The following is a 15,630-nucleotide window of genomic DNA, read 5'->3' as shown; positions in this document are numbered from 1 at the left end:
TCAACATGGGAGTTGCGATATCGCAAAGGAAACCACAGGAGATACAAATCATCAGAACACAGTGGTTGCTTCTGCGACAGAGACGAGTACGCCCGTCGAAATCAGATAATCTAGAATTAGGATTTCACCCTTGGCGGGTGGCTAGCCCTTCCAAACCTTATCGAGGACTAATCTACAAGCCAGCTCACTTGGCTTGTAGGTCAGTCCCGAGAAACGCTGCAGTGTCCGATTATCTGGTCCCTCCTCAATGAGATTCGTGGACACTGCCCGACTTAGAAGGACTCAATCCTATCGAGGAGCATGATTATCGTCAGAGGCGGTCTCCACGGCTGCCACTACTGGACTGCGTTGTAAGCGTGCTCTATCGAGCACCCTTGCTCAAGCTATAGATCAGCACGAGCAGAACGACCGAGCTCACGAGAACGTACAAGCGATCTTTCTGCCTGGCAAACCCGATGATGCACAGCACAACACGCGCAACAGGCGTCGCAATCAGCAGCAACAGGCCAAACTGAATAACGCTCTGTGGATGGAAATGAATGAGACCGCCCCCTATTCCTGAGACGGTGCTGAGCGAGCGTCCGGCCCCTTGGAAGTGCGAGTAATTGGGAGTCGTCGCCCACGGGTGACGGAGATACAGCACGCCGCCTGCAAACACAACGGTCGCAGCCAGGGTTATGCCGATGCGAAGCATCGCGGCAACGGAGATGTCTACATCCTGATCGGTGGGCTTGCTCATTTAGATCTTCCCCGCGATGCCGCTGTAAATCATCTCCACCCCAAGGGCGACGATAACCAACGCAAATACATTCTTGAGAGTTTTGACTCTGGTCTTGACCAGGATATGTGTGCCGAAGAGCGACCCAGCAAGCACGCCGAGCATCACCGGCATGGCGATGGTTGGATCGATATAACCGCGCGAGAGGTAGATGCCCGCGCTGGCAGCCGCCGTGACGCCGATCATAAAGTTACTGGTGGTGGTGGATACCTTGAAGGGCAGCTTCATCGCTTGATCCATCGCCAACACCTTTACGGCACCCGAGCCGATACCCAATAGACCTGATAGCGTTCCGGCACCGAACATGATTCCAAAGCCCAGTGGAACTCTTTGCGCGATGTAGGGCTCGGGGCCATTGGGTCCGGGGTAAGAGCCTTTCAACTCTAGCCTTTCGGCGAGCGCATTCGCTTGCTTCGGCTCTGGGCTAACGTTGTCTGACTTCTGACGGAAGGATGACACCGCAGAGTAGAGCAGCACAACTCCGAAAACCATGGCAATCCAATGAGTTGAAACCTTCGCCGTAAGATACGCGCCGAGCAGCGCCCCAAGAGTAGTCGCTACTTCGAGGAACATTCCTATCCTGATATTCGATAAGCCCTCCCGAACGTAGGCAACCGCCGCACCAGAGGACGTCGCAATCACAGAGACGAGCGAAGCACCGATGGCATATCGAATGTCCACTTTGAAGAGCAGCGCAAGCACCGGGACAATCACCACGCCCCCGCCCAGCCCGGTCAGAGACCCCAGAAACCCAGCGATGACCGACGTGATGAACAGCAGGCTGGTGAAGACGACAAGGCTCATGGTGTCCTTTTATACGAGGCTAGCTTGCCACGCATTATCCTGCGCAATTCGACGGCGCCCAGGGCCCACGAATACTGTTGCTGGACCGTCATCTAGTGACTCCTGGCTTCTTGCGGGACTTCTTGGAAGTCACAGTACGTGGAGAACCCACAGGAACATCCCAGATCTGCTCGCAATACTCTCGGATCGTTCGATCCGACGAAAACTTACCGGAACGTGCCGAATTGAGAAGGGACATGCGGCTCCACCGAGTTGCGTCGGAATAGAAAATCGATGCTTCGGACTGCGCCTTGCGGTAAGAGGCGAAGTCGGCCATGAGCATGTACGGATCGAGGTTCATCAGATTCTGGACGAGCGGTAAGAACAATTCACGGTCTCCCTGACTGAACCTTCCGTCGGCGAGACCATCGATGACCTCATGGAGCAGAGGATCGCGTTCGTAGTAGTCCCCAGGCCGGTATCCTTCGTGCCGCTTCTGGTCAATCTCCTGGGCCGTTAAGCCAAACAGAAAAAAGTTCTCTTCGCCGACTTCCTGCCGAATTTCGATGTTCGCTCCGTCCAATGTCCCGATGGTGAGGGCTCCGTTCATCTGCATCTTCATGCAGCCAGTTCCGGAGGCCTCCTTTCCGGCAGTAGAAATTTGCTCCGAGAGGTCTGCTGCCGGATAGATGCGCTGCCCGAGCGATACGTTGTAGTTCGGCAGAAACACGACCTTCAGGATGTCGCGAACTTCATGATCGCTATTCACAAGATCGGCCACGCTGCATACCAACTTGATCATCAATTTCGCCATCGTGTACGACGGCGCCGCCTTTCCGCCGAAAAGAAAAGTCCGCGGCTGCATGTCTCCAAGTACTCCATTCTTGAGCTGACAGTAAAGCCCCAGAATGTGCAACGCGTTCAGGTGCTGCCGCTTGTACTCATGGATACGTTTCACCTGAACATCAAACATCGATTTTGGATCGATGCCGATGCCCATGGTTTTGTCGATGTATTCCGCCAGAGAAGCCTTCGACGATTCCTGCGCCTGCCGCCACCGCTCCAGAAAGCCCGTGTCGTCCGCATATCTTTCGAGATCGCGAAGTTGGTACAGATCGGTGTGCCACGCTGTTCCAATGCCCTCGTTGATCAGTGCGGCCAGGGAGGGATTGCTCAGCATCAGCCAGCGGCGTGGCGTAACGCCATTGGTCTTGTTGCTGAACCGCTCGGGGAACGCCTCGTAGAAGTCGCGCAGCGTCTCCGCTTCCAATAGCTGGGTATGCAGTTCGGCTACGCCATTGACGGCTTTACTGCCCACAACCGCCAGATGAGCCATGCGGACCGAGCGTCCTCCCTCTTCGTCAATCAGCGACATCCGCCGCATCCGCGCATCATCGCCCGGATATTTCGAGCCCATATCGTCAAGAAATCGTCGGTTGATCTCAAAGATGATCTCCAGGTGCCGCGGTAACAGCGCCTGGAAGAGCGGAAGAGACCATCGCTCCAAGGCCTCAGGCAGAAGCGTATGGTTCGTATAGCCGAAAGTGCTTTGCGTGATGTCCCACGCCCGTTCCCATTTAAAGCCATGCTCATCCATAAGCAGTCGCATCAGTTCAGCGATGCCGATCGACGGATGCGTATCGTTCAGCTGGATCGACCACTTGCGGTCAAACTCATCGAGGGTCTTGTGCTGCAGCAGATGCAAGCGAATCATGTCCTGCAAGGAGCATGACGTGAAGAAGTACTGTTGCTCTAGCCGCAGCACTTTCCCAGATTCCTTTTCGTCGCTCGGGTAAAGGATCTTCGAGATCGTCTCCGAGCGCATTTTCTCCTGCACGGCCCCCATGTAATCGCCACTGTTGAACGCGGCCAGGTCAAACGATTCGATCGCCTCGGCTCGCCAGAGACGTAGCCGATTTACGGTACTCGTCCTGTAACCAGGAATGGGAGTGTCATAGGGAATGCCTTTCACAATTTGTGAGGGTACCCAGCGCCAGTGTAGGCCATCCGTTTCGTCCCGCCAGGTCTCCGTATGGCCACCAAACTTAACCTCGAAAGAGGCGTCGGAAATTGGAATTTCCCAGGGATTGCCGTATTGCAACCATTTGTCGGATTTCTCGATCTGCCAGCCGTCTTGAATCTCCTGCCGGAAGATTCCGAACTCATATCGCAAACCATAGCCAATTGCGGGGACATTAAGTGTCGACAGCGAGTCCATGAAGCAAGCGGCAAGGCGTCCGAGGCCACCATTACCGAGGCCAGGCTCCGGTTCGTGTGCCGCCAAGTCGGTCAGACTGATGCCGAGGCCCTGGAGCGCCTCGGCAACGGGGCTGGTACAGCCCAGGCATTCCAAATCATTGAGGAGGTGCGGGCCCAGCAGATATTCAGCCGAGAGATACGCAACCACTCGCACGTCGCGCTGTCGATAGGATTGGACCGTCTCAATCCAGTGCCCCATGATTTGGTCTCGAACCAAGTACGAGAGCGCGCGATACTGCTCAAGAGGCGTGGAATTATCGAGCACCCGGCCCACTGTCAGCGATAGATGATTCAAAAATGCCGCTGACAGCTCTTTTGTGCGTTTTGCGCTCACCTTGATGTTGTGGGAATTCACGACGCCTTCTCCTTCTGTCCAATCAGGTCTTCGCTTTTCGAGCCTCCAGCCGGGACAATCTGCACCCGCCAGTTTCGCCGGTTGGGCTTTGCTGCTTCCAGAGTGGCAAACTTGTTTCGGGGTGGGCGCGGCCGAGCAGTTCTCCGGGGCTGGGAGCGAACGGCTTCGAGCCCGCGATGAAGGTTGCTTTTGACGGTACTCAAGTTCATGCCAGTGATGTCTGCGATCTCGGTAACTTTCATCTCGCAGGCGAAGCGCATGAGAAAGACTTCCCTTTGTGGTTTCGAGAGCCCATCGACGGTGTCCCAAATGCCTGCGAGCTGTTCCCGCAGCAGCAGGTGGGCCTCTGGCGATAAGTGATGGCTGGGGGTCCTATCGTGGATATCACCCACGTCGATGGCGGAACGGGCTGCTTCCTGCCAGAATTGACGTCGCTTCGACCGGGTGATGTCGTGAATCAGGTTAATCGCGATCGTTGTCAGCCATGTACGAACGCTGCATTCACCTCGATAGAGCGATTGCGAATAAAACGCACGCAGAAAGCAGTCCTGGGTGACCGACTCCGCCAGGTCTCGATCTCGCAACCTCACCAATGCGAATCGCAGGATATAAGACTTGTACGTGCGTACCAGCTCGTCGATATCGCCCAAGCCAGAGGCGCAGGTCCTCGGAGGCGGTTCCATCCTCGGAAAAGATTGTGTAGCATCCAACATCCCGAAACACCTCGTATCAAAGTCACGTTTGTGCGCTGTAGCCGAACGCAGGCCTCAAACCCTTGGCGAATGGGGTCCCGCATTGGCTCTGTGTCATTACGGCCGCAGCTCAGTCCCCGCTTGAGGATCAATTGATTTGCAGGCGGGCTACGTAAGATGAAGTTCGACAACCGCTCTGTGATGGTTCTTGGTGTCGGCAACCACGCGAAACGACCTCAGTTTCGAGTTTTCGATCCAGGGCGGTGCTCCTATAGGTGGAGGGAGATTTGGCATCTCCGCCTCCGTGAGCGTCTTCGCGTGGAGGGGCCATCCTTCTGAGCGGTGTTCTGTGTCAGCTGACCGGGATCGATATCTGACGTTTCAGCAGCCGCTCCGAGGAAAACTAGCCGAGGATTGGGGGTGGGCGGAAAAAGAAGCTGTTCAGACAAGAGAGGCGACGGAGGTGCCAGGCTCTCTTTGCCTCAAGCTCCCATAGGCGGAACGTTGGCGTCTTCAGGAGAAGAGCTGCGAACGGAAACGTAACCCACAAGAGAAGTACTCCTCGGGCTACGGGCGAAGGCGGCACTGAATCGTCAATCAGCGGACTTTTCTCTCTGACGATCCGCTCATTCTTTGAAAGGAGCTTTGCGTGGGGCAACAGATGCGAGTTGGATTGGGGCGGAGCGTACAGCGAGAGCTTGTACCCAAGACCCCAACTGACGACACAAAGCGCCAACGCAACGAAGGCAATCGAAAACCAGAGTCGTGCACGCCGGGTTGGGTTCACAAAGTTCACTCAGATCAAGTCCTGGGCAAATCTCATCTAACGCCGTTCAGTTCGAATGTCTAGCTCTACTTTATCTTTCAATGGCTTAGATAGCATATCCGGGCGGAAGGATAGCCAAAAGAGTTTCTATGAACCATCAGATTTCATGCAACAGACTCCAACTCTTGAAACACTGTTGCCCAAATTTGGAAGCTCAACGCGTCTTGCTATCGAAGCTGAGCGGCTGGCTGGCATCGAGCGGTGCAAGTTGCGGTCGCGCAGCCATGAGTGTAGTTGTTGGGAGTACGCTGTTCGGAGTGGTGACAGCACTATCTTGGCTTCGTCCGGCTGTCCCAATGAATTAAGGGGCGCTGGTACGGTGCTGGTTATATCGCCCCCCACCACTGAAGAAGTGGTGACGTCTCATGGTATTGACTAATAGGAAAAACAATAAGGCCAAGATCACGATAAACAGAAACTTGACCAGAGTAACTACTAAAGAACTTGGCGATCTCGGTCCTGTAGAGGAGATGCGATTTGTTTTCATATGACAGTCTTTCTCTATAGTGGTGCCGCATAGCTACTTGAAGATCATTCCCTCGCTTGGTTCGCATTGCCCTCTTAAGGCTCGTTCGCAACTGTCGAGGAGCCCGGTCGATCAACCAATGTGTCGAGTTCTCTCAGCATGTACACCGGGGCAATGCCCGGCAACTGGGGGACCGCTTGAGTTACTGAAAGACAAAGGTCAAGTGACCCATATAGAACGACGCTGCTTGCGGGCGGCAGCCAGAAGAGTAGATCCCGCAACTCGCTCGGCGCCACGCGTAACATGTTTGCCATCGGAATTGTGATTGGCTTCATCTCCCGGCTTGGCCTCAGATCAATGAGGATGACATCCTCCGATTGATGCAACAAGTTGTAAAGCTCCTCCGTGGAAATAAGTTCTATCGCGCGGCGTCCTTTCATGTCCGATGCATTACTAAAAATCGGGGCGCGACCAGACGGTCGTAGCTCGGATGCTTGCGCCCGCAGTACTCCGTGTTCGTCGTGCATGATGAGGAAGGCACTGCAAAAGAGAGCTACGGACGGTATCGCGCAGAAGACCCAAAATGGATACACGGTCACCTCACCGAAGGAATCCCTTCGCCTTTTGTGCTGCTGGCTCGAACCAGACTATCGATGCCACAGAAGCTTGTCCTCTCGATCATTGAAGCGAATTCCCCGCTATTCAAGGCGCTTCCTGCGATATCCAATAACTATCTCGTGCCGAAGCAATCTTTGCGCCGGGCGCCAGCACTGCGACTTGTAGAGAGTGAAACCCCGGTTGCGGGCTACTTGGTTCGAACGTCAAGATATATCGACTTCGGAGATGGCTCGCAGCCCTGTCCGCACAATTCTGCAGATCCGCTTCACCGCGGAATCGGAAAAATTCTCCGCCTGTGAGTTCTGCTAACGTGGCAACCGTGTTCTTCTCCATCGAGCTTGTGGCCATGTTGAGCGGATTGATGGTATGGAGTCTGCCGAATAATTCAACACCGCCCGACCTAAACGTGAAGCTATCAATCGATACATCGCTGGAGTTTGCGGCGTGGAGCACTGACGTCATACCGTACTCAACACTTCCGTGGTCGTGCTCGCCCGAAATGAGAAATATCTCCTTCTGATCACCAACCGGGGCTCTACGAAAATACCCAATTGCCAAGTCCACCGCGTCAAACAGCGCAGCGTGAGAGTTTCCCTTGGAAATCGAACCGAGAGTGTTCCTGATCAACTCTGGATCGGAGGTGAATTCTTGTACTAAGTGTGGACTGCCGTCGAAAGTCAGAATCGCGATTTGACTCCCGGGTTTCGCTAGGAAACTGTCAAGTGTGTCAGAAAGCTCGGCAATCTGGCTCAATCCCTTCATCGCGTCACGTCCAGTCTGAACCACCAGAACGAGCGCGACAGGTTTCGCTTCTGCTTTTTTGTCGAGGTGGAATTGCTGTTCAATTCCGTTGTCCTTTAGTGAAAAGTCGGTTGCCGAGAGACCAAAGTCTACCTCTCCGGAATTCAGCTCTACCAGTACAGGGATCGATACGTTCACCGCGGCACTGGCCGGCGACTGGGTTTGAGCGTTGAGCGCCGGTCCCAAGCACAGCATCCCAGCAGCACAGATACCGCAAACACTCCTCATAGGTACTTGACCGCCCTTCTTGTGCTTCACAGCGAACTCTCGAGTTTGTCTAGACGCGCAATCATAACTGGAAGTGGCCCTTGCTTCTCATAGAAAGAATCGATGAAGGGGAAGCCTTTCTATGAGTTGCGGATAGCTGATTCCCTTATCTGCGATAAGAATTGCAGCTATGACTGTCATTTGAACTTTATGAGCGCTGAAAAGCGGTTGTCTTCGCCACGTGCTCTCATATGCTTTCAGCGCCTAACCTCCAGCTCCAGCAAGCCTGAAAGCCTCAGCGGATGGCGCGCGTTCGACGATATGCCCACCAACAAGAGATAGCGCTCAGAGCAATCAAAATATAGATCGGGATATGGATGGCAGTCGCTACAGCACTGACAACCACGAGAGATAGCCACGGTACGCTCGACTTCATCGCCTTATATTTTGATCGTCGGTTCAACACTTCGAGAAAAAATAGACTGATGACAAATGCCGTAATTCCAACGCAAGCGATTGCCATATGAGCCCGCCAGGGGGGGAGCCAGGGCAGTGTGACAGTCCCTGACTTTGTGAGAGCATCCTGCACAATAAGGGCACTGTAAATTCCACAGGCTGCTCCAAGTCCAGCTATAACGATTGCCGCGGGCGTTGGGTCCGTCTGCCACTCAGGGGCAGGCAACCTATATTTCTTCTTGTTTTTCGTCACTTTCAACCATCTAGGCGCGGGTTTAACATTACTGTTGTCCCTTTCCGGCCGGGTGTTCGAGGATATCTTCAGAACTAACCTCCGTCACTGACTTCTTTGCGCGTTTCGCGCTCTTCCTCCTTATACCCGTTTCGGTCAGCCGAGACGCGATGCCGCACGTCAATAGTTTTTATGCGCCATCAGGCTTTCCCGTTGAGGCGAGAGTTAGATCATCCTTTTGCACGTATTTCACAAATGGATGACTTCATCCTTGAAATGTACTGAGCTCATCGGTTTCTGACGCAGACTGAGAGTCATGAAAATTCTCGCAAGTGCATGATAATAAACTCACAGAGGAGGCTTCGATGTTGTTTGGGCCAGATGCCAATTGGAAACCCTATAAAGTCTGATCAGTCATAAAAATCTTTTCGGCTATCCTTTCGATATCATCGGCCATCAAACGATTTGAAGACGACAATAGACCGAATTCGTAATCTGCGAAGTCGCAGAGCTTTTTTAGACGCTAAGTGTAAGGTTGATACGAGTGAATTGTGTGAAGACAACGCGGCGTCCACAATTTTGGTCATCGATGGTTTTCGTCGCGCTGACGATCTGCGTTTTCAGTTGGGGTCTCGGATATAAGCTCTCTCTCTATAAACCTCATCAATCCAACGCCCACCTTATTATTCAGGCTAAGCTTCTTTCAAAAAACGAGCGCGCTGTTACAAAAAAGAGTGACGTAAACGGAGACTATTTACCTCCGGTGCCGACTCAAGAAGCGCTGCCATTTTGCATCGCGCTCTGCTTAGCGGCTATCGCGCTGAACCCGTCGACCTTCGTTCTTTCTAGAATTGAGCCTGCCATATCCTGGCATCGACGTCGCTCGACAAGTTTTACCAGTTTCTTTTTCCTTCCCCCCCCGATCGTCAGCTAAGGCCCCCCTAGCGGCTGCTGAGAGTTCCGATGCGAATATGCATCGGTATCCCCTTCGCACCGCACAGAAGGATGGCACCTCCGCGCGAAAAATCGTGCAGAGGCCGGAGATATTAAATCTCCCTTCACCGATTGCTCATTGGGGCACGTCATGATTGAGAATTTTAAATTGAGAGTGTTTCGAGTCGTTGCTGACACCCGGAACTACCGCCGGGCAGCAGATGAACTCCATTTGACTCAACCCGCCGTTACAGCGCAGATCAAATCATTAGAAGAAAATCTAGGTATCGCACTCCTGGATCGCATAGGCCGCGATATCAGTCTGACACCCGCTGGAACCACACTCCTGCAATATGTCCGAAAAATTGAGTCTATTTCCAACGAAGCCGTGGCAGCATTGGCCCCTTTTGGTGGGCAGGAGGGGATGGACTTGCGTATCGGTGCCTCCCAAACAGTTGCTGTGTACTTCCTTCCTCAGTTCCTTTTGCGGCTCCAGTCGGAATGGCCAAAATTGCGGCTGCACATAACTGCGGGGAGTACCAGTGAAATCCTGAACGCTCTTAGCGTGCACCAAATTCAAATCGGTTTGATCGAGTCACCGGCCTTCCGTCCTGACATGAAGATCGAAGCGTTTGGAGAAGACGAGTTGGAGCTCATCGTTCCATCGAACCATCGGTGGGCGAAGAGATCCATTCTTACTGCAGCGGAATTGGTCCAAGAACCCATCTTGCTTCGAGAGGTTGGTTCTGGCATGCGTCGTTTTGTCGAAGAGTATCTCGAAGGTAACGGCGTTCTGCGAAGCCAGCTACGCACTTCCATCGACATAAGCTCCAATGAAGGGATTATTGCTGCGGTTGAAGCAGGCCTGGGCGTGGGATTTGTTCCTAGGATGGCTTTGACCAAGACGCTCGAATTGGGTTGCATACGAACCGTACAGCTCGATAACGGTCCGATTCGACGCGAGCTCAGCATTGCACTGCTTCATGGACCTGAGCCCAGGGGACCCGCTGCGCAATTACTTGAGCTTGTAAGGGCGAGCCGACTCGCACCAAGCCGACTCAGCCTTAGAAATCGATCACATGAATCCTTGACCAGAGTCGTTCCAATTGCCACCTCGAAAGCAGGTGCCACTTGCTGAGTATGACGCCGCGCGAAACGAAAACAATTCTGATGGTAGAAGGCGATCCAACGCTTCGACATTCGCGCGATCTCCTGCTTTCAACACTTGGTATTCCCATTCGAGTGGCAAGCGATTACAAAGATGTTTGTCTGTCGGATTCAGGCTGCTTTTGTTTGGTCACAATCAGCCTCTCACCTAGTCAGACCGAGGCCGCCAAGGTGGCTGAATTAGTCAGGAGACGATGGCCCACCGCGAGAATATTGCTGCTAGGTACGCTTTCTGCAGCGATCGATGATCCTCTATATGACGAGATTGTGGATGCCAGATTCAATCCATCGGCCCTCGTTGAAGCTTGCCAGCGGCTTTTAGGAACTTCAGGTGCTGACTTGGGGGTGCGTCGTGAACGGTGAACATTGTTACTCGACGAAGTCGTACTCCTCTCGTTCCATAGAAACCCGATGCACAGAGTTTCCAACTTCCAGACCAACTTCCTTGAAGATGTTGCAGCCGTCATCGACGGTACAGCTTACTTCGCGGAACAACACTCGCTCAAAACATTTCGATAGGTGGTTCCATGCGGCATAAGCGAATCCTGTGGATCGCAGTAGTTGTTGTCCTTGTTCTTGCAGCCTATGCGCTGTTTGCTTTCTTTCGCACGGCCAAAACTCCTGTTGAGCAACCCCGCACTGCGGCAGTCGTTACTGTGACGCGCGGCAATCTGGCAAGTTCCCTCACGATCGCCGGTCAGTTTCAGCCCTATCAGCAGGTCGACCTTCATGCCAAGGTTTCTGGCTTTATCCGTTGGATTGGAGTGGATATCGGCGACAAAGTTCATCAAGGGCAAGTTCTAGCTAAACTCGAAGTACCGGAACTCCAGGATCAATATCAAGGAGCGCAAGCCGACGTTCGCCACACCCAGTCGGAAATCAACCGCGCGCAAAGCGAAGTCCTCAGCGCCCAGTCCACCTATTCCGCACTGCACGCCGAGTACACTCGTCTAGCCGAAGCCTCCAAACAAAGGCCTGGTCTCATCGCGGAACAAGAGCTAGACGATGCGCGCGCCAAAGATCAGCAGGCTTCCGCACAGATTAGCGTTGCGAAGGCTTCGCTCGAGGCGATGCAACAGGAACTAGGGGTGTCGAACGCTACTAGCCACCGTTTCCAAACACTTACCAATTATGAAGAAATCGTCGCACCGTTCAATGGCGTCGTCACGATGCGTTATGCCGATACCGGGTCCCTCATCCAGGCAGGACAAGACTCCAACACCCAGACCCTCCCCGTGGTCCAGGTGGCACAAAGCGATTTGCTTCGGTTGCGCATGCCTGTGCCTGAAAGCGACGTGCCGTACATCGCGATCGGCGGCGACGTTCAGGTGAAGATCAGTTCCACAGGCCGCCTCCTGACCGGGAAGATCGTCCGATTTACGAGGGCACTCGATACCAACACCCGCACGATGCTGACCGAGGTAGATGTCCCAAACCCCGATCTGGTTCTCGATCCGGGAATGTATGCCGAGACCACCATTCAGCTTCAGCAAAGAAATGACACACTCATCCTGCCATCCCAGGCCATAGTCCAGGACGGTGACCAGAGCTACGTGCTCGTTGTGACTCCTGCCAATCGAGTGGAGAGGCGGAATGTCACGCTCGGCATTCAAACCTCGAATCGGTCGGAGATCACCGGTGGGTTGCATGCCGGCGATATGGTCATCGCCTCAGGTCAGACTAGTTATCAACCTGGAGACCTCGTCTCTCCGCACGCCGCGTTTATTCCAACTGCGGCTCAAGAGGTGAGTGAATAATGTCTTCGTTCTCTATTAAATATCCTTTTTTTGTCCTGATGTTTTGTTTGATGGTGGTCGTCGTCGGGGTAGCCACGGTCGCACGTATGCCGGTGGATCTTTTCCCCGAGATCAACATTCCCGTCGTTGTGGTAGCTACCTTCTATGCGGGCATGCCTCCTCAGCAAATCGAAGCAGATATCACCGACAGCTATGAGCGCTTTTTTACCCTGGGAAGCGGAATCAACCATATCGAATCGCGCTCACTGCCCGGGGTGAGTCTGATCAAGATCTACTTTCAACCAGGTACGGACGCTAATGCTGCGGTCAGCAACATTTCCAACCTTGCGATGGCGAACTTAAGGCGTCTTCCACCCGGCACGTTGCCACCGGTGGTGCTGAAGTTTGACGCCTCGAATCTCCCAGTATGCCTCGTTACGCTAGAAGGTAAAGGCCTAAACCAGACCCAACTGAAAGATCTTGCGCAGTTCTCGGTGCGTAACCAGATCGCCAATGTGCCGGGTGCCTCGGTTCCCCAACCGTACGGCGGCAAATATCGACAGATCCAGGTGTATGTCGATCCGGTAAAGCTGGAAGCGCACCAACTCTCGGTTATGGACGTTGTGCAATCGGTGAATCAATCGAACCTGATTCTCCCGGCCGGTGATGTTCGAATCGGCCCAAAGGATTACAACATCTATGCGAATAGCCAGATTCCAGTCGTTGATCAAATCAATGCCATGCCGATCAAGACGGACAAGCAGGATCAAGTTGGAGGGAACGTCTTTGTAGGAGACGTTGGAAAAGCGGTGGACTCGGGCCAGCTTCAATACAATATCGTTCGCGTGAATGGCCAGCACTCCGTATACATTCCAGTACTCAAGCAGGGGGGCGGCTCCAACACGATCGCAATCGTGAATGGAATTCGAGAAGCAGTAAAGCACCTTCTGGATGTTCCCAAGGTCTTGAAGACAAATGTTGTCTTCGACCAATCCGTCTTCGTAAAGATTGCAGTAAAGAACGTGATCAACGAGGGGACCATCGGTTTATGTTTGACGGCGCTAATGATCCTTCTCTTCCTTGGAAATGTGCGCGCCACCATATCGGTTCTGCTTTCCATTCCCATTTCTTGCCTCGCCGCCTTCATCGCGCTCAATTTGGGAGCGAGCACGATCAATACGATGGTCCTTGGCGGAATCGCACTGGCGCTCTCGCGACTTATCGACAACTCCGTGGTCGTCCTCGAGAATATCTTCCGCCACATGGAGCTGGGCGAGCCACCCGTCGAAGCTGCAATCAATGGAGGAAAGGAAGTCCAGCTTGCTGTGCTGGCTGCCACGTGTAGTACCAGCATCGTCTTCTTTCCCGTGATCATGCTGGTCGGTGTGAGCAAGTATCTCTTCACCGCGCTTGCTCTCGCCGTCGTGCTGGCTCTCTTCGCGTCGTATGTGGTCGCGATGACCGTTGTGCCCCTGTTCTGCGCGAAGTTTATCCGCTTGGAGCCAGGGCACGGACATAGCACGCATGGCACGGATGCAGGTGCCGAAGAGGCAGTCGACGAGGTGATTGCAGAACAAAGGACACCTCCACCTAACGTGTTCAAACGTATTGTTATCGGGTTCAATCGGCAATTTGAGCGGCTACAACATGCCTATGAGAAAGCCATCGCAGTGTGCCTGGAGCGACCTGTACTGGTCGTTTGCGGTTTCGCTGCATTCGTCATTCTCAGTTTTGCGCTATTTCCTTTTCTTGGGGTCGCGTTCTTTCCTCGAACAGATCCGGGGCAGTTTGTTGTAGATGTCAAGGTTCCACCTGGAACCCGGCTCGAAGTGACGGACCAATACGTCGCCAAGATGGAGGACGACATACGCAGGGTCGTTGCTCCGAAAGATATGAATATGATCGTCTCCAATATCGGCATCACACCCGATCTTTCGGCGATCTACACCAGCAACTCCGGAATGCACACAGCCTTCATCCAGGTCAGCCTCCAGGAGGATCACAAGACCAGCAGTTTCGTTTATATGCAGCGTTTGCGTGAGAAGTTCGCCAACGATTTTCCGGACGTGAATACCTATTTCCAAACAGGCGGTCTCGTCGATTCTGTCGTCAACCAAGGACAACCTGCGCCCATTGACATTCGTGTCGGTGGCAGCGATCTCGACGGGACGTTTGCTTTCGCACAGAGTGTCGCAGCAAGAGTCAAAGCTTTAAGCTCCGTCAACGACGTCCTCATTCCGCAGGACATGGATTACCCAGGCTTGGAACTCAATATCAATCGGGAACATGCGGCGCTATTGAATATCTCGCCTCAGGCAGCGATCGACGGTGTCATTACGGCCCTTACTTCGGACACAATGATCGCGCCCAGTTTCTGGGTCGACCCGAAGACTGGGAATAATTATTTTTTGAGCGTGCAATATCCCGACAACCAGATTAAAACCCTGACGGACTTCAAACAGATACCCTTGCGAGCTCCCGGCGCAGCAACGACCACTCCACTGGAATCCCTTGCATCGATCAAGGAGATCAATACGCCCACGGAGGTCGATCACTATCAGCTACGCCGCAGCTTCGATATCTATGTCATGCCGAAGAAGGAAGATCTCGGACTCGTGAGCAAGCAGGTCAATCAAGTGCTGAAAGGAATGCATCATTCCTCTCAGATCACCGTCGCAGTAGGTGGCGCAGTGTCAGACATGCACAGCTCGTTTACTAGCTTCGGTATCGGTCTCATCCTCGCCATCGTCTTGGTCTACCTCATCCTTATGGCCCAGTTCGCGTCCTTCTCCGATCCCTTCATCATCCTGCTGGCAATCCCGCCGGGACTTTCCGGAGTCGTGCTGTTTCTACTCGTGACGGGTACGACCCTCAATGTCATGTCGCTCATGGGCGTCATCATGATGACAGGAATTGCGGTCTCGGACAGCATCCTCATTGTCGAGTTCGTTGGCACGCTTCGTTCCCATGGGCATCCCATCAAGCTTGCCCTTGCAGAAGCGTGCAAGGTGCGTCTGCGTCCCATTCTGATGACGACCCTGGCTACGATTCTCGGCCTCATTCCAATGGCACTCGCACTTGAGCCGGGCAGTGAGCAATATGCGCCACTGGCTCGCGCTATTCTGGGCGGCCTGACCGTCTCGGGTATCGTCACCGTGTTTCTGGTGCCCACAGCCTATCTGCTCATCCATCGCAAAGAAGCTCATGAAGACCAAAGCGAAGTCCCAGTGGGCGAGGTGATCCATGCATAACCGTATTCAGTTTCTGATCCTTTGGCTCGTTGCAACTCCACTCACCCTCGGTGCGCAAGAGAGGACGGCG

General features: G+C 53.6%; 10 protein-coding genes. 5 read left to right on the top strand and 5 right to left on the bottom strand.

Translation table 11 applies throughout. The annotated features are described in order from the left end of the window. Positions 1–361 precede the first annotated feature (361 nt). From GSQ80_RS02495 to GSQ80_RS02475, 5 genes are all read right to left on the bottom strand, one after another. Positions 362–739 carry a DUF1634 domain-containing protein gene (locus GSQ80_RS02495; RefSeq protein WP_158785925.1) on the bottom strand — a complete coding sequence of 126 codons (378 nt, stop codon included), beginning with the start codon at positions 737–739 and terminating at the stop codon, positions 362–364. Next, positions 740–1,582 (bottom strand): sulfite exporter TauE/SafE family protein, encoded by an 843-nt coding sequence (locus GSQ80_RS02490; RefSeq protein ID WP_158785924.1) that lies wholly within the window; start codon positions 1,580–1,582, stop codon positions 740–742. Positions 1,583–1,670: 88 nt separating this feature from the next. Then, on the bottom strand, positions 1,671–4,175 hold the full coding sequence (locus tag GSQ80_RS02485; RefSeq protein ID WP_158785923.1) for a glycogen/starch/alpha-glucan phosphorylase: 2,505 nt from the start codon (positions 4,173–4,175) through the stop codon (positions 1,671–1,673). Further along, positions 4,172–4,825, bottom strand: coding sequence for an RNA polymerase sigma factor (locus tag GSQ80_RS02480; protein WP_158785922.1), 654 nt, complete (start codon positions 4,823–4,825; stop codon positions 4,172–4,174). The genes GSQ80_RS02485 and GSQ80_RS02480 overlap by 4 nt, the downstream gene beginning before the upstream one ends. Before the next feature lie 2,036 nt (positions 4,826–6,861). Next, complete coding sequence (locus tag GSQ80_RS02475; RefSeq protein ID WP_158785921.1) at positions 6,862–7,836, bottom strand: VWA domain-containing protein; 975 nt, start codon at positions 7,834–7,836, stop codon at positions 6,862–6,864. Positions 7,837–9,026: 1,190 nt separating this feature from the next. Between GSQ80_RS02475 and GSQ80_RS02470 the strand changes: the two genes are divergently transcribed. The 5 genes from GSQ80_RS02470 (at position 9,027) to GSQ80_RS02450 (ending at position 15,560) form a co-directional block, all read left to right on the top strand. Then, positions 9,027–9,407 carry a hypothetical protein gene (locus tag GSQ80_RS02470; RefSeq protein ID WP_158785920.1) on the top strand — a complete coding sequence of 127 codons (381 nt, stop codon included), beginning with the start codon at positions 9,027–9,029 and terminating at the stop codon, positions 9,405–9,407. Positions 9,408–9,557: 150 nt separating this feature from the next. After that, a complete protein-coding gene (locus GSQ80_RS02465; protein WP_158785919.1) occupies positions 9,558–10,544 on the top strand; it encodes a LysR family transcriptional regulator in 987 nt (328 codons plus the stop codon). A 2-nt stretch (positions 10,545–10,546) separates the two neighbouring features. Then, positions 10,547–10,936, top strand: a complete 390-nt coding sequence (locus tag GSQ80_RS02460) for a hypothetical protein (protein ID WP_216850099.1) — start codon at positions 10,547–10,549, stop codon at positions 10,934–10,936. 164 nt (positions 10,937–11,100) lie between these two features. After that, positions 11,101–12,330 carry an efflux RND transporter periplasmic adaptor subunit gene (locus GSQ80_RS02455; RefSeq protein ID WP_158785917.1) on the top strand — a complete coding sequence of 410 codons (1,230 nt, stop codon included), beginning with the start codon at positions 11,101–11,103 and terminating at the stop codon, positions 12,328–12,330. Further along, a complete protein-coding gene (locus tag GSQ80_RS02450; protein ID WP_158785916.1) occupies positions 12,330–15,560 on the top strand; it encodes an efflux RND transporter permease subunit in 3,231 nt (1,076 codons plus the stop codon). Before GSQ80_RS02455 ends, GSQ80_RS02450 begins: the two co-directional genes overlap by 1 nt. The last annotated feature ends 70 nt before the right edge of the window (positions 15,561–15,630 follow it).

The organism is Granulicella sp. L46, assembly GCF_009765785.1.
Classification (GTDB): Bacteria; Acidobacteriota; Terriglobia; order Terriglobales; family Acidobacteriaceae; genus Granulicella.
This window is presented reverse-complemented; position numbering and strand designations above follow the sequence as displayed.

What these genes read in the sequence shown, in the direction of transcription:
- GSQ80_RS02465 (WP_158785919.1), top strand. Translation starts at nt 9,558, where the DNA reads ATGATTGAGAATTTTAAATTGAGAGTGTTTCGAGTCGTTGCTGACACC.
- GSQ80_RS02450 (WP_158785916.1), top strand. Translation starts at nt 12,330, where the DNA reads ATGTCTTCGTTCTCTATTAAATATCCTTTTTTTGTCCTGATGTTTTGT.
- GSQ80_RS02495 (WP_158785925.1), bottom strand. Translation starts at nt 739, where the DNA reads ATGAGCAAGCCCACCGATCAGGATGTAGACATCTCCGTTGCCGCGATG.
- GSQ80_RS02455 (WP_158785917.1), top strand. Translation starts at nt 11,101, where the DNA reads ATGCGGCATAAGCGAATCCTGTGGATCGCAGTAGTTGTTGTCCTTGTT.
- GSQ80_RS02460 (WP_216850099.1), top strand. Translation starts at nt 10,547, where the DNA reads ATGACGCCGCGCGAAACGAAAACAATTCTGATGGTAGAAGGCGATCCA.
- GSQ80_RS02490 (WP_158785924.1), bottom strand. Translation starts at nt 1,582, where the DNA reads ATGAGCCTTGTCGTCTTCACCAGCCTGCTGTTCATCACGTCGGTCATC.